15 protein-coding genes, 1 tRNA gene and 1 pseudogene are annotated in these 20524 nt (G+C 56.5%); 12 read left to right on the forward strand and 5 right to left on the reverse strand.

Features of this window, described 5'->3' with window-relative positions; all coding sequences use genetic code 11:
• Positions 1 to 92 precede the first annotated feature (92 nt).
• On the forward strand, positions 93 to 515 hold the full coding sequence (locus tag KSS96_RS10610; protein WP_065878639.1) for an ANTAR domain-containing protein: 423 nt from the start codon (positions 93 to 95) through the stop codon (positions 513 to 515).
• 70 nt (positions 516 to 585) lie between these two features.
• Here the strand turns inward: KSS96_RS10610 and KSS96_RS10615 are convergent, their stop codons facing one another.
• Positions 586 to 1656 (reverse strand): 3-deoxy-7-phosphoheptulonate synthase, encoded by a 1071-nt coding sequence (locus KSS96_RS10615; RefSeq protein WP_065878637.1) that lies wholly within the window; start codon positions 1654 to 1656, stop codon positions 586 to 588.
• A 621-nt stretch (positions 1657 to 2277) separates the two neighbouring features.
• Here KSS96_RS10615 and KSS96_RS10620 point away from each other — a divergent pair.
• Together KSS96_RS10620 and KSS96_RS10625 are read left to right on the forward strand one after the other, a co-directional pair.
• Positions 2278 to 3027, forward strand: a complete 750-nt coding sequence (locus KSS96_RS10620) for a carbon-nitrogen hydrolase family protein (protein ID WP_217856087.1) — start codon at positions 2278 to 2280, stop codon at positions 3025 to 3027.
• A complete protein-coding gene (locus KSS96_RS10625) occupies positions 3028 to 3459 on the forward strand; it encodes a GNAT family N-acetyltransferase (protein ID WP_017530519.1) in 432 nt (143 codons plus the stop codon).
• Positions 3460 to 3494: 35 nt separating this feature from the next.
• Here the strand turns inward: KSS96_RS10625 and KSS96_RS10630 are convergent, their stop codons facing one another.
• Positions 3495 to 3734: a DNA-binding protein gene (locus KSS96_RS10630; protein ID WP_065879546.1), complete on the reverse strand. Its 240-nt coding sequence runs from the start codon at positions 3732 to 3734 to the stop codon at positions 3495 to 3497.
• Between the two features lie 82 nt (positions 3735 to 3816).
• Here KSS96_RS10630 and KSS96_RS10635 point away from each other — a divergent pair, with 82 nt between their 5' ends.
• From KSS96_RS10635 to KSS96_RS10675, 9 genes and pseudogenes are all read left to right on the forward strand, one after another.
• Positions 3817 to 4182, forward strand: coding sequence for a helix-turn-helix domain-containing protein (locus KSS96_RS10635; RefSeq protein ID WP_017530521.1), 366 nt, complete (start codon positions 3817 to 3819; stop codon positions 4180 to 4182).
• A gap of 151 nt (positions 4183 to 4333) precedes the next feature.
• Complete coding sequence (gene gacA, locus KSS96_RS10640; RefSeq protein WP_017530522.1) at positions 4334 to 4975, forward strand: response regulator transcription factor GacA; 642 nt, start codon at positions 4334 to 4336, stop codon at positions 4973 to 4975.
• A 1-nt stretch (position 4976) separates the two neighbouring features.
• Entirely contained in the window at positions 4977 to 6800 is a 1824-nt protein-coding gene (uvrC, locus tag KSS96_RS10645) for an excinuclease ABC subunit UvrC (protein ID WP_017530523.1), read from the forward strand.
• Positions 6801 to 6832: 32 nt separating this feature from the next.
• Positions 6833 to 7393 carry a CDP-diacylglycerol--glycerol-3-phosphate 3-phosphatidyltransferase gene (gene pgsA, locus KSS96_RS10650; protein ID WP_017530524.1) on the forward strand — a complete coding sequence of 187 codons (561 nt, stop codon included), beginning with the start codon at positions 6833 to 6835 and terminating at the stop codon, positions 7391 to 7393.
• Positions 7394 to 7453: 60 nt separating this feature from the next.
• Positions 7454 to 7529: transfer RNA gene (locus KSS96_RS10655), tRNA-Gly, on the forward strand.
• Between the two features lie 222 nt (positions 7530 to 7751).
• A complete protein-coding gene (locus tag KSS96_RS10660; RefSeq protein WP_217856089.1) occupies positions 7752 to 9593 on the forward strand; it encodes a tyrosine-type recombinase/integrase in 1842 nt (613 codons plus the stop codon).
• Positions 9594 to 10388: 795 nt separating this feature from the next.
• Positions 10389 to 11673: pseudogene (gene ltrA, locus KSS96_RS10665) on the forward strand (group II intron reverse transcriptase/maturase).
• A 1164-nt stretch (positions 11674 to 12837) separates the two neighbouring features.
• Entirely contained in the window at positions 12838 to 13638 is an 801-nt protein-coding gene (locus tag KSS96_RS10670) for a Hachiman antiphage defense system protein HamA (protein ID WP_032875176.1), read from the forward strand.
• A gap of 1 nt (position 13639) precedes the next feature.
• Positions 13640 to 16105: a DEAD/DEAH box helicase gene (locus KSS96_RS10675; protein ID WP_175361344.1), complete on the forward strand. Its 2466-nt coding sequence runs from the start codon at positions 13640 to 13642 to the stop codon at positions 16103 to 16105.
• Between the two features lie 144 nt (positions 16106 to 16249).
• Here KSS96_RS10675 and KSS96_RS10680 read toward each other — a convergent pair whose 3' ends face one another.
• The 3 genes from KSS96_RS10680 to KSS96_RS10690 all read right to left on the reverse strand — a co-directional run bounded on the left by KSS96_RS10680 (position 16250) and on the right by KSS96_RS10690 (position 19563).
• On the reverse strand, positions 16250 to 17554 hold the full coding sequence (locus KSS96_RS10680) for an FRG domain-containing protein (RefSeq protein WP_217856091.1): 1305 nt from the start codon (positions 17552 to 17554) through the stop codon (positions 16250 to 16252).
• 112 nt (positions 17555 to 17666) lie between these two features.
• A complete protein-coding gene (locus KSS96_RS10685; RefSeq protein WP_217856093.1) occupies positions 17667 to 18950 on the reverse strand; it encodes an SMODS domain-containing nucleotidyltransferase in 1284 nt (427 codons plus the stop codon).
• Entirely contained in the window at positions 18943 to 19563 is a 621-nt protein-coding gene (locus KSS96_RS10690; RefSeq protein WP_104993657.1) for an SLATT domain-containing protein, read from the reverse strand. The genes KSS96_RS10685 and KSS96_RS10690 overlap by 8 nt, the downstream gene beginning before the upstream one ends.
• Between the last annotated feature and the right edge of the window lie 961 nt (positions 19564 to 20524).

Here is a 20524-nt window from a genome sequence, read left to right on the forward strand (position 1 = left end):
GCGAAGGGGGAACATCGCTGATTTTGTCTGCGGGATATGTCTGGAAAATGATCGCCTCTTACTGACGAGCGCTGCCAGCCCAGGGGTTTGCCATGCCGAACAAAGCACTGTCTATCCTGATTGCCGATGAACAGCACCTGCAACGACTGCACATCGAAAAAATGCTCAACCAGTTGGGGTACCACCGGATTGTCCCGGTACAAACCTTTGAAGAAGTCCAGATACTCACCGCCATCCCCGCTGAGCGTTTTGATGTGCTGATCATCAATGCGGGCTTGGCGGTCAATGCCTGTGAGCCGCAACCCCAGGTCCGCCACGTGCTGGTCTACGACCATCTGGACCTGGGCAAGCCTGCCGGTGCAACGCCGGCGGTGCTGGTACGCCTGCCCGGCGTGCCGGACAACGTCACCCTTGAACACTTCATGGACATCATCGACCCACCCGAGGCCACCAAGGGCCTGCGGGTGTTGCCGTGGCTGCGGGAATTATCCCGCAGGCCCGTGGCCGGGGTTTAGTCCCGCGTCGGTGCGATGGCCTTGGGGCTGAGCCAGCGATGGCCGCGCTCAAGCTCGGTTTCCCTGGCCATCAGCCCTGAGCCCGCAAGCGCTCGGCGGCACTGCGCAACAGCTGCTCGGTACCTGCCCAGCCCAGGCAGCCGTCGGTCACCGACACGCCGTATTTCATCGAGGGGCTCAACGGTTGGCAGCCTTCGAACAGGTGGCTCTCAAGCATCATGCCGATCAGCGAAGTATCGCCTTGCAGGCGTTGTTCGAGCACGTCGTTGAACACCGCCGGTTGGCGCAACGGGTCTTTGCCGCTGTTGGCATGGCTGCAGTCGATCATGATCCGCGGCGTGACCTTGGACGTGGCCAGGTCCTGCTTGATCTGCGCCACGCTCTTTGCATCATAGTTCGGCCCACGGTGACCGCCGCGCAGCACCAGATGTGTGTCGGGGTTGCCCGGGGTCTGGATGATCGCCGGGTGGCCCTGGCTGTCGACGCCGAAGTGGCGGTGCGGGTGCGACGCCGAGCGCATCGCGTCACAGGCGATTGAGACGCCGCCGTCGGTGCCGTTCTTGAAGCCCACGGGCATGCCCAGGCCGCTGGCCATTTCGCGGTGGATTTGCGATTCGGTGGTGCGTGCGCCAATGGCGACCCAACTGAGCAGGTCATCGAAGTAGCCGGCGGCCATGGGCTGCAACAGCTCGGTGGCGACCGGCAGGCCCAGGCGCAGCATTTCGCGCATGAGCTCGCGGGACAGCGTCAAGCCGGCGGCCATGTCGTCACTGCCATCCAGGTGCGGATCGTAGGCCAGGCCTTTCCAGCCGATAGTGGTGCGCGGTTTTTCGACGTAGGCGCGGATCACCAGCAGCATCTGGTCGCTGACGTCGAGTGCCAGTTTCTTCAGGTTGCGAGCGTATTCCATGGCCGATTCCGGGTCGTGGATCGAGCACGGGCCGACAATCACCAGCAAGCGTGAATCTTCACCCTTGAGGATGGCGCGCACGGCCTGGCGATGGGCGTGGATCTGTTCATTGAGGAACGGGCTGAGGGGCAACTGATGCTTGAGCTCAAGAGAGCTGGGCAGGCGCTGGGTCAGGGCTTCATTGGCGCTGATCAGGTTCGAAACGGGCAGAGCGGCGATGGACGAGTTCATATTCAAGGCTTCCTGGGCAAGCGGCGGGTTGTTCCCGCGCGCTTGGCCTACTGGGGTGTTCGACAATTGGCCGTACTGGCCTGGTGTGTTGGCTTGCCACCAATAGGTGACCGATCGGAGGCGGCAGGCTGTCCCGAGCGGAGCTGGCTAAATCGCCATGCAGTGGAGGTGTCGTAGCGGTAATAGGTGGCGTAGTTCATGTCGTGAGTCCTTTTAAGTGTTCTTGATCAAACAAAATGTTCAGGGGCCTGGAAAAACAAAACCCCCGGTCGGGGAGCCGACCGGGGGTTAGATTTCTCTGGCAGGCGACCCCTTGAATGGTGGGCGCCGATTTCAGGTATCAGGCGCGCCAGTGGCTAAACCAATACCCAAAATAAAAGCTGACAGCTGCGCTCGAACCGTTCACACGGCTGGCCGACACCGAGCGCGGGGCGCTGGCGGCAGGGCAAACCTGAGTGTGGGTGAGTTGCAACATGGTGTGTCTCCAAATGATGCGGGGAGCTTACTAGAGGCACGCGGGGAGATTCAATCAGTAATTTCTATTGCGTGAAGGGACTTACGGCTATGGGGTGAGTGTCGATATGCTGGTCATACTTAGTTACCGATTGCTTGGACGCGACCATGACTGCCTTCACTGTTGCTGCAGCTCAATCCATCTCCATTGCGGGCGATGTGCGGGCCAATATCCAACGCCACTTGGCGTGTATGCGGGCGGCGGCGGCCGAGGGTGTGCAACTGCTGGTGTTCCCGGAGTTGTCGTTGACAGGCTATGAGCCGGCGCTGGCCGCTGCACTGGCGATTGCGCCAGAGGACCGGGTGCTGGCGCCCCTGCGCGAAATGGCGCAAGAACTGCGACTGACGGCGGTGGTGGGGATGCCGATTCGACTGGCGCCGGAGGCGGGTGTGTTTATTGCTGCACTGGTACTGGGTGCGGATGGCTCCCTGGCGGTCTACACCAAGCAGCATTTGCACGACGGCGAAGAGGCCGCGTTTGTCCCAGGGCAGGGCGGTGCGGCCCTTGAATTCGAGGGGGAGCAGGTTGCACTGGCAGTGTGTGCAGACTTTTCCCATGCCAGCCATCCGCTTGCTGCAGCGCAAGCGGGCGCTACGGTGTATGCCGCCGGAGTGTTGATCAGTGAGGGAGGGTACGCAACGGACAGTGCGCTGCTCCGAGGCTATGCAGCTGAACATGCCCTGTTGGTGTTGATGGCCAACCATGGCGGCCCGTCGGGCGGTTGGGCGTGTGCCGGTCGCAGTGCGATCTGGGGCACCGATGGCGGTTTGCTTGCCGCTGTGCCAGGGCTGGGTGAGGCGCTGCTGATCGCCCGTCGCGATGGCGAGCGTTGGGCCAGCGAAGTGGTCGCCCTGTAAATGGCATTTTATCTACGCGCTGCGACGGACCAGGACCTGCCCTTTGCGCGAACGCTGACCCACGAGGCCATGACCCGTTACTACGTAGAGTACGGGTTGTGGTGGTCCAACGATGGCTTCGATACCGCCTGGGCCGGTCGGGAAAACTGGCTGATTTGCCGGGGCGACGTCGTTTTGGGATTTGTCAGCCTGAGCCGCGACAGCCGCGCGCTGTATATCCGCGAGTTGCATATGCTCGAAGCGTATCGTGGGGGTGGCGCAGGGAGCTGGGTATTGCAGCAGATGGCGCTCAAGGCGCAGGCGCTTGGCCTGTTGCGCCTGACGGTATTCAAGACGAACCCGGCGAAGCTGCTCTATGAGCGCATGGGGTTCAGTAACGTTGGTGAAGAAGACTACTTCTGGCGAATGGAGCGTGTCTGCCGCTCAAGCTAAACCCTGCGCACAGGCCGAATAAGCGCATACAGCTCTCAGGAGCCGACTTCCTGATCATTGTTTTGGCCATCAGCCTCAGCAAGGATGATCCCTTCTTTCATGCCCAGAAGGACCGGGACCTTATGGGCCTCTCCACGCCGTCCCTTTTTGCGCCCCGCGAGCACTTGATAGGTGGTAGCCGGATCAACGCCATGCTCACGGGCGAACGCTTGAACTGACTTTCCTTGATGTTCCAGCCAGGCCTTGGCTTGTGCGGCAGTACGGATTCCGGGCATAGTTCAAAACCGTTCAAGTTTGTTTAATAAAGAGATGAGTGTGTCACCTCTTGGGGTGTGCCAGACAGGATAATACATCCAAATGAGTGGAATCGGTTCGCGTTTGAGGCAAGAAAGAGAGCGACTTGGCTTGTCGCAAAAAAGTTTCGGCGAGATCGGCGGCGTTGAAGCCAACGCACAAGGGAAATACGAAAGTGGCGGGCGCGCGCCTAAAGCGGACTATTTGTCTCGCGTCGCTGAACGAGGTGTGGATGTGTTGTACGTGTTGACCGGCACGGCCACGCCCATCCAACTGGAAAACCTGAGCCAGATCGAAGAAAAGGTGCTCGGCGATTACCGTGCGATGTTCAAGGAAGACCAGGATGCGATCCGTCGCCTGACGTCGACCTTGGCCAAACATTGCGTTGCTGTGAATGAAAAGGCCAAGCCGAAAGCCCAGGATTCCTGACTCTTCGCCCAACAAATTGAGCCGTCTGCCTCCCGGCGGATGGCTGCCGCTTACCCAAACTCCATATATATGACGCTTGCAGCTAGGTCTGCGCCTTGGTTTTTTGCTAAGGTGTTCAGCAACCTATAAGACCATTTCGCGAGGTGTCTGCTTGATTAGGGTGCTAGTAGTCGATGACCATGATCTCGTTCGTACAGGCATTACACGAATGCTGGCTGACATCGATGGCCTGCAAGTAGTCGGCCAGGCCGAGTCGGGGGAGGAATCCCTGATCAAGGCCCGGGAGTTGAAGCCCGATGTGGTGTTAATGGACGTCAAGATGCCTGGGATCGGCGGTCTTGGTGCCACGACCAAATTGCTGCGCAGCCATCCGGATATCAAAGTCGTGGTGGTGACCGTGTGCGAAGAAGACCCGTTCCCGACCCGTCTTCTACAGGCGGGCGCTGCGGGTTACCTGACCAAGGGTGCAGGCTTGGCGGAGATGGTGCAGGCCATTCGCCTGGTGTTCGCCGGCCAGCGCTATATCAGCCCGCAGATTGCCCAGCAATTGGCCATCAAGTCTTTCCAACCCACCAGCGACTCGCCATTCGACGCGCTGTCGGAGCGGGAAATCCAGATCGCCCTGATGATTGTGGGTTGCCAGAAAGTCCAATCCATCTCCGACAAGCTGTGCCTGTCGCCCAAGACCGTCAACACCTACCGCTATCGCATTTTCGAGAAGCTCGCCATCAGCAGTGATGTTGAATTGACCCTGCTCGCGGTGCGCCACGGCATGGTGGACGCCAGCGCCTGACATGACTACGCCGTTTGATCCGAGTGCCTTCCTCTCAACCTGCAGTGGCCGCCCCGGCGTGTACCGCATGTTCGACAGCGAGGCGCGCCTGCTTTACGTCGGCAAAGCCAAAAACCTGAAAAACCGCCTGGCGAGCTACTTTCGCAAGACCGGTCTCGCGCCCAAAACCGCCGCACTGGTGGCGCGTATCGCTCAGGTTGAAACCACCATCACCGCCAACGAAACCGAAGCGCTACTGCTTGAGCAGACGCTGATCAAGGAGTGGCGGCCGCCCTACAACATCCTGCTGCGTGATGATAAATCCTACCCCTACGTGTTTTTATCCGACGGCAACTTCCCACGGCTGAGTATTCACCGTGGTGCGAAGAAGGCGAAGGGCAAGTACTTTGGCCCTTATCCCAGCGCCGGGGCCATCCGTGAAAGCCTGAGCCTGTTGCAAAAAACCTTTTTTGTGCGCCAGTGTGAAGACAGTTTCTACAAGAACCGCACGCGGCCGTGCCTGCAATACCAGATCAAACGCTGCAAGGCACCTTGCGTGGGCCTGGTGGAGCCGGCGGAATACGCCGAGGATGTGCGCCATTCGGTGATGTTTCTCGAAGGACGCAGCAATGCGCTGACCGATGAGCTCTCCGCGGCCATGGAAGAGGCGGCCGGCACCCTGGATTTCGAGCGGGCCGCTGAGTTGCGCGACCAGATCTCCCTACTGCGTCGTGTGCAGGACCAGCAAAGCATGGAAGGCGGCACCGGCGATGTCGACGTGATCGCCGCCTTCGTCAATCCAGGTGGCGCCTGTGTGCACCTGATCAGCGTGCGCGGCGGGCGAGTGTTGGGCAGCAAGAACTTCTTCCCGCAAACCGGTATCGACGAAGACGTGGCTGAAGTGATGGCCGCGTTCCTCGGCCAGTACTACGTCAGCAGCCCCGAGCGCGACCTGCCGTCGGAGCTGATTGTCAACGTGGTGCATGAAGACTTCCCCACGTTGATCGAAGCGATCCACGAGTTGCGTGGCCGCGAATTGGACATCAGCCACCGCGTGCGTGGCACCCGCGCCCGCTGGCAGCAACTGGCCGTCACTAACGCCGAGCAAGCCCTGAGCGCGCGCCTGGCCAACCGACAGCACGTCGCCGCACGCTTTGATGCCCTTGCCGAAGTGCTCAACCTGGACGAGCCGCCACAGCGCCTGGAGTGCTACGACATCAGCCATTCCAGCGGCGAGGCCACCGTAGCCTCCTGCGTGGTGTTCGGGCCGGAAGGGCCGATCAAGTCCGACTACCGGCGCTACAACATCGAAGGCGTCACCGCCGGCGATGACTACGCCGCCATGCATCAGGCGCTCACGCGGCGCTTCAGCAAATTGAAGGACGGCGAGGGCAAGTTGCCGGATATCCTGCTGGTGGATGGCGGCAAGGGCCAGTTGTCCATGGCCCGTGACGTGCTCAACGAACTGGCGGTGCCCGACCTGATCCTGCTCGGCGTGGCCAAGGGCGCCACGCGCAAGGCTGGTTTCGAGACGTTGTACTTGAATGATGCCGCCCATGAGTTCACTTTGAAGGGCGACTCCCCGGCACTGCATTTGATCCAACAGATTCGTGACGAAGCCCACCGTTTCGCCATTACCGGCCACCGTGCCCGTCGCGGCAAAACCCGGCGAACCTCAACCCTGGAAGGGGTGGCGGGGGTAGGCCCGACACGGCGTCGTGACTTGCTTAAACATTTTGGTGGCTTGCAGGAGCTGTCCCGTGCCAGCATTGACGAGATAGCCAAAGCACCCGGTATCAGTAAAAAACTTGCTGAGTTGATTTATGCGAATCTGCACAGCGAATAGAATGCCTTTCCACCTCGTAGCCAGTTGTGCCGATGAATATCCCTAATCTGATCACCGTTCTACGCGTCCTGCTCATCCCGATCTTTATTTTGCTGTTCTATTTACCGTACGAGTGGAGCTACCTGGCCTCCAGTTCAGTGTTCGCCTTTGCGGCCGCCACCGACTGGCTTGACGGTTACCTGGCCCGCCGCCTGGAGCAAAGCACGCCCTTCGGCGCGTTCCTCGATCCGGTGGCCGATAAACTCATGGTGGCCGTCGCCCTGGTGCTACTGGTACAGGAACACGGCAACCTGTGGCTGACCCTGCCGGCTGCGGTGATTATCGGCCGCGAGATCGTCGTCTCGGCCCTGCGCGAATGGATGGCCGAAATCGGCGCCCGTGCCCACGTCGCCGTCTCCAACATGGGTAAATGGAAAACCGCCGCGCAAATGCTTGCGCTGGTCATCCTGCTGGCCAACCCGTCTGACTTCTCCTTCTGGGTCCTGCTGGGCTACGCCTTGCTGCTCGTCGCTGCGGGCCTGACCCTGTGGTCCATGCTCCAGTACCTGCGCGCCGCCTGGCCGCATCTGCGCACCACTGTTGAAAAGAAATAAAACTTTTTTGAATCAAGAGCTTGACGGGTGCGCTGGATTCTATAGAATGCGCATCACCAAGCGGGAATAGCTCAGTTGGTAGAGCACGACCTTGCCAAGGTCGGGGTCGCGAGTTCGAGTCTCGTTTCCCGCTCCAAATATTGCGCTACAGAGTTCCACTGAATTCTGTAAGTGATTGAAATCAGGGCCTTTAGGCCCTTTTTTCGTTCCAGCGGGAACCACTGAAATCCAGCACTATCCGGTGCGTTTAAGTCCAGAATTGAGTCCAGAATTCTGACGAGCACTGAATCGGTTTGTTGCTGGAGCAGTTTGCGCAACGAGACGAGCATCTGGCCCTGACTCTGTTCAGGAGCTCGCGATGGCACTCTCAGAAATGACAGTTCGGCACGCCCGAATCACCGGTAATGACTACACCCTCGGCGACAGTGATGGTCTCACACTCAATGTGACGGCCAGAGGCGGCAAAGTCTGGCTCTTCCGCTACTACTGGGCGGGCAAGCAGAAGCGCATGTCCCTCGGTAGTTATCCCCAAATTGGGCTTAAAGAAGCCCGTACCCGTCGTGATGAAGCCCGTACCTTGGTTGCCCAAGGCATCAATCCCTATGAGCATCGCAAACAACAGCGGCTTGCTGTTCATGCTGCGAAGGAGCACACCTTCGAGGCTGTGTTCAATCAGTGGGTGGAGTTCCGCAGGCTGAGCCTGAAGGAAGGGCGTCAAAGCACGCTCTCGCAGATATTGAGAATCTTCAATAAAGACGTCCTGCCCAGCCTGGGCGGGCGGTCTATCTACGATATCAATCGTCACGATCTGCTGGATTTACTGAGCAGGATCGAACAGCGCAAGGCCTTAACGACCGCCGAAAAATGCCGGACCTGGTTCAACCAATTGTTCCGCTATGCGCTGGTGAAAATCGAGGGACTGGAACACAACCCGGCTTCAGACCTTGATGTGGTCGCACTTCCCAAACCTCCTGTTACGCACAATCCATTCCTCCGAATGGACGAGCTCCCAGGATTGATGGTTGCTCTTCAAAATTACGGTGGCGCCAGCCAAACGCGGCTTGGCCTTCGGTTGTTGCTGCTGACCGGTGTCCGCACGGGCGAATTGCGGTTGGCGACACCCGACCAGTTCGATCTGGAGAAGCGCTTGTGGGTCATACCGGCGGAAGTGGTGAAACAACTCCAGCTAGCGATGCGCAAGCCAGGTAAGCAGATTCAAAATGTACCACCCTACATTGTCCCGCTGTCGGTCCAGGCGCTGGAGATCGTGCGTCACTTGCTGGACCAGGTTGTCCCCGCACAGCGCTACTTATTTGCGCATCGAAGCGACCTGAGCAAGCGTATCAGTGAGAACACGCTGAATGGCGCGTTGCGCCGGATGGGGTATGCCGATCAACTCACGGGTCATGGGATGAGGGCGACGATCTCGACGGCGCTGAACGAAATCGGATACCCGAAGGTGTGGGTGGATGCCCAGCTTTCTCATGCTGATCCGGACAAGGTGAGTGCGGCCTACAATCACGCGGAATACGTCGAGCAGCGCCGGACCATGATGCAGGATTGGGCGAACCGTCTGGATTTATGGGGACAGGGCCAACTGAAAGCGGCTAGCTCTTCGCTCACCATCCGATTGGAGGGGGCCGCTTCGCTGCCGTCGCTGGAAAACGTGAACACGAATCCCATTCAGTATAACGAAGCCTTTCCAAAGGCAACCGTCTCGGTGCCCAAGGCTTCGGTTAGTGACGAACCAGCTCTTATTATGTTGCACCAGTCGCCTGTCGTACCTCACCCGGTCCCGACTGAAAAGCCGCATCAATCTCACGTGTCTGACATCCAGCGAGAACGTGCCGAGATGCTTGCCATTTATGAGGCCGCTAGTAATTTGCCGTTACTGGTTTTCGCTAAATTGGCCGGCAAATCCCGAGATCAGATCAACCGTGATATCAAGGCTCGCCGTCTGCTGTCCCTGAGCCTGGGGAATCGTGGTCAGCGCATTCCAGATTGGCAGCTTGATCCACTGCGGCACAAGTTGGTACTTGCTGCGTTAGCGCGGTTTCCGGATGTCGATGGGTGGAGCCTTTATCGGACGGTCTGTGAGCCTCATGAGCGACTGAAGGGGCGTTCGCCAATCGATGTGCTCACTTTGGAGAATTTCGACGTGACAGCACGAATCGTTTGCAGTGCCCTGGGCCCAAGCTGAGGAGCTGTTTCGTGCGGTGATAACGGATGTCGCAGCTTCCTTGGGGCTATCTAGCGGGACTACACAAGTCGCCTGATGTTTCGGAGCTGGTCGGCTAGAGGAATCTATTGCGCAGGAAGGCACCATTTGGCAGTATCCCGTTCCCGCACTCTCTTGCCAGCTCTCCATCCCTCTCATTTGGGGGCTGCGTTTCGGAGGGGCAGGTAATCACCCGGCCTCGTGCCGGGTTTTTTATGCGTGCGCCAGGCATGGCGCGTTGCGCGTAAGCGCAACCAGCTTGGCTGTGGTGGCCATGCTGGTGACTTGGAGGTGAAAGTCCTCTACACACCCGGCAAGGGGAAGTGTTAGCCAGAGGCAAGGGTGTCGCGGGTGACTGCGAATCTGAAGGAAGCCCGAGGCAAAATGCTGGCCTGACGAACAGGAAGCGGATTAGGCGGCGTGGCGGGGTAAGACGGCGCATATCGTCAAAGCCCAATACTTGCACGGAACGCCACGACGTACATCCGACAGGCATAAGCAGGAAGGTCGCGCGAATTACCCTGGGAGATCTGCATGCTTGCCATTGTGCTACCGAGCGTCGAGAGGCGACGGGATGAGCATGCAGAAGTCAGCTGAAGCCGTAGTAATCGCCGAAACCTGGGCGATGAAGGGCCGAACAGGTTATGCCGCCAGTAGGCGTCAGAGTCTCGTCGAATGTCCGAAAAGCAGAAATCTCTCGACAAGAGGGCTGTAACCCCAAGTTCTGGACGGAATCCAGGGCTTGCGGCTGGCAGTGCGCAGGCATCGGCGGCGTCTGTGGCGTGGACGAACGCGGAGCCGGACACGCTGATGGAGCGGGTGCTTGCACCCGCCAACCTGCGGCGTGCGTATCAACGTGTGGTCAGTAATAAGGGCGGACCGGGTGCCGATGGCATGACGGTGGAGCAACTGGCGGACTACACGAATCAGTATTGGCCGATCCTCAAGGCTCGGTTGCTGGCCGGCGAATATCACCCGCAAGGTGTGCGCGCCGTCGAAATCCCTAAACCCAAAGGTGGAACGCGGCAGTTGGGCATTCCCAACGTCGTGGATCGTCTGATCCAACAGGCCTTGCTGCAACAGCTCACGCCGATCTTCGATCCTCTGTTCTCGGACTACAGCTACGGCTTTCGTCCGGGCAGAAGCGCTCATCAAGCCATCGAAACAGCCCGCGCCCATGTGGCGGCGGGTCACCGCTGGTGTGTGGAACTCGATTTGGAGAAGTTCTTCGATCGGGTCAACCACGATGTATTGATGGCCTACGTCGAGCGTCAAATCAAAGACAAGCGGGTGCTCAGACTGATCCGTCGCTACCTTGAGGCTGGAGTCATGTCGGGTGGGATCGTCAGCCGACGGCAGGAGGGGACGCCGCAAGGCGGCCCGCTCTCGCCGTTGCTGTCGAACATCCTGCTCAACGAACTCGACCGAGAGTTGGAACGACGGGGCCATCGCTTCGTGCGTTATGCCGATGATGCGAACATTTACGTGCGTAGTCGTCGTGCTGGCGAACGAGTGTTGGCCGGGGTCGAGCGCTTCCTGAATCAGCGTCTGAAACTGGCGCTGAATCGAGAGAAGAGCCGTGTGGCAAGGCCGTGGGTCTGCGATTACCTGGGTTATGGGATGAGCTGGCATAAACAGCCGAGGCTGAAAGTGTCGACGATGAGCCTAAATCGCCTGCGCGACCGGCTCAAAGAGCTGTTGCAAGGCGCACGGGGTTGCAAGATGAGTGCAATCATCGAGCGAATCAACCCGGTGTTGCGCGGTTGGTCAGGCTATTTCAAGTTCAGCCAGAGCAGGAAGCCACTTGAGGAGCTGGACGGCTGGGTACGACGCAGACTTCGATGCGTCCTGTGGCGCCAATGGAAGCAGCCCTCGACGAGGGCGCGCAACCTGATGCGTCTAGGGATCCAGGAAGGACGTGCTCATACATCAGCAGCCAATGGCCGAGGTCCTTGGTGGAACTCGGGAGCGTCGCATGTGAATCAGGCGCTACCGAAAAAAACTGTGGAATCAACTCGGACTGGTCTCGATACTGGATACGATAAACGGCTTATCCGCATAACCTGAACCGCCGTATACGGAACCGTACGTACGGTGGTGTGAGAGGACGGCGGATGTAAATCCGCCTCCTACTCGATGTTCGGCAGGTACGGCTGGCGGATAAACATGGAATTCAGCTATCCCACGTATGGGGTGCTAGGGGTCGAGTGTTCGAATCACTCCGTCCCGACCATTTAATTCAATGACTTAGCCGAACTCTAATCAGTTCGGCTTTTTCATATCTGAAAAATTACTCCCACATTTACTCCCACGGATATCGTGGATTTCGGTATGCCGTCTCAGATGGCGTTCGAGAGTCTGAAGATGCGAAGACATTCATCAGTGGGTTGCCTATCTGGACATTCCGCAAGGCAAGCTTCGGGTTACGGCTGTAGGGAGCGCGGAGCTTTCTATTGCTGGTGAGGTGATCCGGACAGTCGCTCAGACTCCGGTAGAGTCATCGGATAGCACATGCTTCCCACGGCGGAGGTTCTTTTCGATGGGGGCTATCAACTTCCTGGTGATGGACGCTCGGGCCGCGATCACACGCATTAACCTAATTGCTAGAGCTATGGATGCCGTCCTTACGTGATTGAGGTTGATGCTGAGCCCGTCGGAAAGCTTGATGAACACCAAGCCTGTAAATACAGTCAAGGTCGTTATATCCGAAAAACATTTTGACTTGGCTGTAGGAAGGTATTTTCAGGCGGAAAAAATTCAAATGTGTCCCCAGTTTTGCCCCAGTGCATCAGATTCGCGAGTGGCGATTTCCGACAGAGCCAGATGGATTCAGATGGCTTTCAGTAGTTCATAAGTGCGGGGGAGTGGCTCACGCTGCCTACCTCTCAGTCGGGAATGACCAGCGGCGTTGGATGGGGGCTGTCCACAGTGCTGCGTATCTTTCAGTCCGACTCTGATTGACCTACGAAGAATTGGATATTTATACAGCTGTTACGCAAACTCCGACGATTTGCACCAAAAATAGTCTCCGATCTTGTTTACCGGTCCCGTTAATCACGCTAACTTGCGGTGACGCTGGCACAGTGCCGCTATCGGTCATCCCTGACTAGATCTCACTCGCGCGCACGGCTGCTCAGCTGGTGCCTACCCTTATTCAGGGCGGGATCATTGATCGCGCGCAGCAACCGCAAGAGGATTCTGCGGTTTAGTGTTTGTAGGAAGTGTTATGGATGGCGTGAGCTTCAAGCAGGTAGACCAGTATGCGCTGTGTTGTGTCGAGAATTTTTCTGATGAGCTTAAGCTCGCGCTGAGGGAAAACCTCACCCGTATCTGCCATGGTGCTGATCAGGCCAGCAAGGACAGGGCGATCTACAAATACCCTGCGACGATTAAGCACTTCTGGAACGAACGCTATTCCAAGAAAACTTGGGAAACCCGGATTGGTATGCTGGGTGAGCTCCTGTCTCACGTCATCATTCTGAAGCTCTTCCCCAACTTCGATGTGGTCTCCCCGTTCTTCAATATGGAAGAGAAGAGTATCCGGAAGGGCTTCGATCTCCTCCTATACGAGACCTCAACCAACAACGTCTGGATCACCGAGGTCAAGTCGGGCGGCAGAGGGGCGGACAAGACTTCTTGCTCGGCCACAAGTGCGCAATTGCGTTTGGCTCGGGATGACCTCAAGAGGCGTTTGGCTGAGCCGGAGCTCAATCACTGGCTTAACGCGATCAATGCCGCGAAAAATGCGATCCACAACAAAGCTAATTACCGGGACTCGGTTATTGAGATCTTGGAGATGGAAGGTGATTTGGCTGAAGAAGACGGAGCGAGTGCTTCGGACAACAATGTGTTTCTGGTCTCTGCCCTGTTCAGCGAAGTGTCCCAGGCTATCGCCGAAAATACCGTGTCAAATTTCACCACCAAGCTGGTAGCTGAAGCTGTGTTCAAAACGGTGTGGGTGCTGTCCCTCCACAAAGGCACCATGGAAAAGCTGGAAGAGTTTTTGAGGCAGGAGGCGGAGCAGTAGCATGGAAGAGCTGACTATCAGAAAACTGGGCAACACCAAGTTCAAGGATCTGTATTTCCAACTCCTCAAGGGAGACGAACTGGGTAACACAGAGATTGTGAAACTTTTGGCGATCGCCGTGCTGCTCCTTAACCACAAAACCCTCGAAATTCGGCGTCTCGGCTACCGCATTATCCTGTTTTACGGTAACGCTTCGGGTCAGTACCAGGCGCTGTACGATGTAGCACTCAACAGTGGTCTGCACCCTGTCTCAGCAGTAATCAGCAGCTACTTTTCCGAGGATGATCACCGCAGCGAGTCGTTCATCCGAAACATCGTGGGCAGCTACATCGATACCTTCCGTGATCAAGGCATCGTGCTGACTGAGCAACAGGATGCCCTGCGGACATTTGTTCAGTCGGAGTACCGTAAGTCGTCAGTCGTGGTTGCTCCGACCAGTTACGGTAAATCTGAGCTCATCATCCAATCGGTGAGGGAAAATCCAGGGCAGCGGATCCTGATCCTCGTGCCTTCTAAGGCTCTGCTGGCCCAGACGAAAAAACGGTTGATCTACGCGGACATTGAGGGGCTGGGCAAGGTGGTGACCCACCCCGAGATGTATTCAGTTGAACGGAAGAACAGGGCATTTGTCCTGACCCAGGAGCGGCTCAACAGGCTCTTGAACGAGAACGCCGGGCTGAGCTTCGATATGGTCTTCGTCGACGAGGCCCACAACCTGCTGCAGAGCGACCGCAGAAGTGAGTTACTGGCTGCCATGCTGTGCATCCTGGGGGCTCGTAATCCGGAAACATCATTCAAGTTCCTAACTCCCTTCCTATGCGATGAACTCAATGTCCGTGTGCGCTTCTTGGACATGATCCCGAGCGGATTCAAGATCGACGAGTACATCAAGTCTGAGCGCTTCTACATTAAGGATTTTAGGGCAGGGAGGGGCCAGACGAAGCTCAAGCTCTACGATCATTTCCTGAATGACTGGATGGAATTCGATCGGAGGTATGCCAACTGCTTCGAGCTCATCAAAGGCGAAGCACTGTCCAAAAACATCGTTTACGGCAACAGGAAAAAAAGCATTGAGTCATTTGCGGTTGAACTGGCAGCCGTGCTGCCGCTCGTAGATTGTCCGCTGATCCAGACTGCCTGTGCCGAGCTAGAAGAGCTTTTTGACCGACGCTACAAACTGATCGGCTGCCTGCGCAAAGGGGTTATGTACCACCATGGTTCGATCCCTGACACCATCCGTCTTTACTTGGAGAACCTGTTCAGCAGCTCCAAGCAGATGAGGTTTTTGGTCTGCAACTCCACGCTTCTGGAAGGGGTGAACCTGCCGATCGAACGACTCTTCGTCTTTGATTTTTTCAAAGGGAAGCAAAAGCTGACGCCATCTCAATTCAAGAACCTGGTCGGACGCGTTAACCGGTTCAGTGAGGTCTTCGCGCCTGGAGCTAAGGCTGCGTTGAGAAAGCTGGAGTCCAGCATCTACCTGTTGGGCGTAAATGGCTACACCCGCGACAATGCAGCGCTTGAGACTTTCTACGATAAATCCGTCAACGTTTCAAAGGTGGTCAAGGACACTGTCAGCAACGTTCTGCTTGAAGCCACCAAGATCATCGATGGGAAGGTGTCGGTTCTCTACGACGACGCCGTGGCTCGTCTTGAGAATCTGCATCCTGGCGTGGTTAAAGATCGAGAGTGTCGGTACGTTACCACTCAGGTGGGCAAGCTCCTAATCGCGAACAGTGTCAGTGAAATTGACGTGTTCTCAGAGGAGGAGGCTATTGAACGGAAGATCAGGCGAGGCATCGAGGCGAACGGCGTCATCAACACCGTTGACCGGCTGATGCTTGCGATCTCCAAATCGTTCGTCGATCACTTCGACAACAGCCGAGAGTACAGCGACCTGGTGCGTCTCAAGCAAGAGCCTGCCCGGAATTTCTACGCCATGATCCTGGATTGGAAGCTGAAGAAACTCAGCGTCAAGCAGACGATCCGACAGACGCTCGCGTACTGGAAAAAGCTGGTCGAGACTAGCCATAGCGATCACGTGTTCGTGGGTAAATGGGGTGATACCAAATATCGCGACAGCAAGTACGAGAACTGGGTAAGGATCTCCCAGAAGGATGACGGCGAGCGTATCAACCTGGCAATCGTCCGTCTCAAGGACGAGGACGATTTCTTCGACAACAAGATCTTCAAGTTCGTCGAGGTGCTGAATGGGGTAGGCGCCCTGGATCCAGGGTTCTACAAACTCATCAAATACGGCACTGCGGATGACACCAAGATCAAGCTCATCCGCGATGGCTACAGCCATGGCCTGGCGGATCTGATGCTCGAACGGTATCCCGAAACTGTGCGTGCGACGCTCGGCGGCGAGATCGAAGTGAGCCCTCGCCTAGTCAACATGATGATCACCAACGAGGAAAGCGATCTGCTGATTTTTGAAGCCAAGATGAACCTCAAACCCATCTGATTGAAGTTTTGGAAGCGCCTGCGAGTTTGATCAGGATAGCGTAGTGAGTCGGGTACAGCGATGAGTCGAGATTCATCTCGACATTGGTCGAGGCTAGCCGTCCGTGCTCCTTAGTGATCGGCACGGCTGAGTGCACGAGCTTCGTCAATTGAAGCCTTTGGGATCTCTCAGGAACTCTTCGGCGATGTGCAGTGCGCTGATGTGCTGTGCATGGACGATGGGATTGCCGCATGAGCAATCTGTGGTCTGCGCTTCCCGTGTCCACACTCCGCTTGCCTGCCTCCGATATGTCCAGCCCGTGATGAAGCCGGCGCCGCTCAGTCGGAGCCCTGGGTGGTTGACGGTGAGTTCACAAACCTCAAATAGGTCGGGCCCGCGAGGTATGACGCCGACGCCCTTCTGGTAGAGCGTCAGGTGATCTAGGGTTGGATGCTTGATCAACGTGTCTGCTTCGAATGCTACCGTGCCATTCTCGTTGATTAGCTTCTCGATTTCAGGGAAGCGAAGGGGCTTGCTCGGGTCGGCTGAGCCATAGAGCACCATGTCCGGGATTTCGACGAAGATTCCACTGTGAGGGTTACCATCAATCGAATCCTGGGTATCCAGAATCCTTGCACCACGATAGAACGCCGTTTGCGCACCTGCGATTTTCACTAAGCTTGGATGGTACTCCGGAAGCTCCAGTGCTCGCTTGAACGCAGGCAGATTTTTGAGGCTTGCTTCAAACTTGATCTCCTCCCACGGCAATCCCAGCAGTGATCTTAAGATCGGATCGTCTGCGGGAGAGGGAAAGAGCGTGTTCGTGTCGGTTAAGCCACGGGCAGCGGCATACGCCTGCAGAACGTCGCTCGGGACAGTGATTTGTGCGAGATAGCAATTCTGTGGAATCGGATTGTGCAGAGGGCCAAGAAGCCAAGCTGACTGAGCCACGGGGCGCGGCCTGTAGCCCTCAACCGTCAACGTAGCCAAGTTGACTAGGCCTACATGATTAGCGGCCTGCTTACTGAGCACATACAGATGGCCAGTGCCGATCACAGGTGCATAGCGGGCCATGCGCTTTCTGACCATCACCGCCACCTCGTCACAGTCCTCGCACAGCTCCAGCGTGGTTGCTTCACTGTATTTGTGGCTGGCGAACCATGCAGCTACGGCTGCACTTGAAGTGCAATCGACGTAAAACGAACGCCACCCGTAGTGCTGAAGGAGGGCCTGCTGGTAGGCAAAGTCTGATCGGTGCTGGGCGATGTAGGCATCCAACACGCCTTGGGAGTAGCGACACCACTTGAGCATTTCGCTCGGTATGCACCCCTTCCTGTCGAAGGACGTTCCTATGGAGGGGGCTCCCACCTCACCGTAATGGGAGATCTGGCCACGAAACAAAATATTCTCACCGAAGGTCCCAAGGAGCTGGTTTAACTCGTCGACGCTATTCGCTGCATATTGCTTCAAAGCTGCCTCCCTCGCCGATAGCGTATGGCATTGTTTTTTTACCAGTGCTTTGTAGTTTCGTCGCAAAAAGTCGCGTAAGTGCGGACTGTCTCCTGAAACACTTCGACAGTACTCATATCGGCACGATGATTCGGCTGCGGGCAACGCACACGTTGTCTTTCACCGCATAGCATTCCACGTAATGGTCGCCTTGGAAGGTTGAGTGCTCGGTGATTTGATGGTGGCCGCTGTCGATACGGATTTCCCCGCGAATCATGTTCCGCTCGATGGCCTCCGGGCCGAGATTCTTCACCTTCCAGTAGATTTTATAAGGTGGCGGCACATCGATCTCGGCTACCCAAAATGTCAGCTCACGCTGTTTCGGGATCCGGTAGGTCATAACGCGTGACATGAGGTTGCGAAGTCGGTCACCCTCATTTTTGACCGAGCAATCGATACGAAGGGTGTACTGGATGTCGAGGCTGAATTTTCGGCCAATGTACTGTTCGCCATTTTTGACGCGATTTTCCGCTATCGCCTGCTTCTTTTCCTGCTCGACATACTCTGGGAAATGTTCGCCAAAGACAGTGCTCCACCGCTCATGGGCAACCTCAGCATCTTCCAGAGCCTCCTGTAAACGCCTCAGGGCCTTCTTGGCTTTGGGGTGGAAGTTACCTGACTTCGTGACGATCGAGCCGCTTCCAGGCGCACGCCATTGCTCCTTGTCCTCGTCGATATCCACCAGGTATGCGAAGAAATCCCGAGTCATTTCGCCGTAGGCGGAATAGGAGTTGGCGTCGTAGTCTGCGGTGCTCTTGAGGAACTGGTAGCAGAGAGTGTCGATCATCATCCCTTTAAGCGGCACGCCGTGGTCGTTCTTCCAGGCCCGCACCATTTTGCATAGGCGCTTGAGGTTATGGTTTTTGGCCTGGTTCAGCGCGTTAATCTCATCGATTTCAGCGACCGGGTTGCAGGTTTCCCAGTTGCCCCCGTCATTCGCATCCGGATAAGTGTAGCTACCATCCTCATGCTCGAACGCAGGTAGCACCTCGACCACGTAATCCGTGAAGTTGATCGACACTACCTGCTGCTGAGCCCTGACCTCATGATTAGGAAAGCGCTCCTTCAGGGCTAGGCGTATCTCTCCGAGTAACGCCGACTGTTTGTTATTTTCGTAACGCTGGAAGCGATCGTAGACCGACCATGGCAGCACGAACGCCATGTCCAGATCGCTTACGCCGTGGACGGCGGTATGGCGACCGTACGAGCCGACCTGGCGGCAGTGGAGGATGTCTGAGGCACTGTCGTAGTATTTTCCGTTCAGTTTCTCGGTGATCTGCCGGTAGCTTTTGGAGATCTCGTCGGCGTTCTTGACGGCCAGGTTTCTTCGAAATTGCTCAAAAAGCTCTTTACTCATGGGTGCAAGCGTCCTTTAGGGAGAGCAGAAGATCTGGATGCGCGGCAAGCCATGACCCGCCGGCATAAGCGATCAGAACCACCACAATTAGCGCGTAAACGGAAAACGGGATCTTGTCCCTGAAAAACGAAAACTCACGGTGCTCAGCGATCCAGTCGACCTGTTGATCCCAGAAGAATTTCTTGTGAGCAAGCCAGCCTGAGAACAGGATGTGCTTTCTCTGACAGGCTGAGCGGAAATCGGTGGTGATTTGATCCAGTTCGGCTTGATCGGCGGAGTTGAACTGGTGATTGGATTTGCACCGGGCAGACATGCTCTTCAGCTGATCCAGCAACTGCGTCAGCTTGTTCCCAGCCTGGAAATACTGCTCTTTGGTATCGCCGTAATAGGTGATGTAGAGGCTGCAGATGCCGATCACCGTAATGAGCGCCGAGATGTGTTTTGCCGCCAAGAAATCGATGTAGAGCGCTAGCACGCCAATCACCAGGGAGATCAGGCCGATCCAGCCTGGAGCTTTCTCCACAATGTCGTAGGTGGAGAAGTGAAGTTTGGCGGAGTACCCGACGTCATAGGCCTTCTCGGCGATCAACTTCAGCGCAACCTGCTCATCCATATAGCTTACCTGCAGAGAGTCTCATCAGTCGCCTGCTACCGCTGAGAGAGGTATATAGATGGCCCTGACGTTGCATGTTGCGCTGGGCGTGGTAATTCGGCGTTTCAGCGCAAGGCGATCCGTCAGGTGCCGGGGTGGATTTTAGTCATGTTATGCCATGTAATGGCCACTATATTTATCTTCGAGCACCAAATCTGAGAAGGAGCTTGCTTTGGTCGATGCTACGGTTGTTGAGCGCGTTCTCTGTGTAGTAGATAGATGCCTGAAGGCCCAGTTTCCCGATGACTACTACAAACGATGCTTGTATGCATCTTTTGGTGTACACAGTCTCTTGCAGTCGCTGGGACATAGCCCTGAGGTGCTGGGGGGCAGATTTTCAGCCTTTGTGGTTTCGCAGGATCAGCGAAGGGGCTTCGTTCACGGGTATGCATCTGAGTCTGGCGAGCATTCTCATTATTGGGTGGAACTCGATGGCTCGATTATCGACTTGGGTACGTACTACCTACCTGCGGGTGCAGGTTTCTTAGCGTGCGAAATGCCGGCAGTATTTTGGGATACAGCGTACGCTTTTCCGAAAGGACTGACCTATGCACCCGAAGCCAGCTATGCATCGTCGGAGGTAGCCCAGCTCGCACCGCATATCATCGAAAAGATGGAGCCGTTCCTTGCGGCCTGTCACGCCCGAATGGGGAGGCCTTTGGTTAAGCCGAAAATTGGGAAGTGGCTCGTGATCTCGCCTTCATCCATCCGGAGGGCCGCTCGCAAAGGCGATCTATGGGCACGAGGTGTGATTCGGTATGAATCTCTGCCAGAAGAACGCCTATCTATCTGAGACTTGTTTTTTCCACCCAGCTCGGTTGATGGTGAGAGCAAAACAGGAGACTCAATGGATCGCTAAAGGTGAGCTCTTCTGTAGCCATACCGTCATCAAATACAAAGTCATTTGTGTTTGACAATTCCT

Origin of the sequence: Pseudomonas asgharzadehiana, from assembly GCF_019139815.1 — a bacterium.
Lineage (GTDB): Bacteria > Pseudomonadota > Gammaproteobacteria > Pseudomonadales > Pseudomonadaceae > Aquipseudomonas > Aquipseudomonas asgharzadehiana.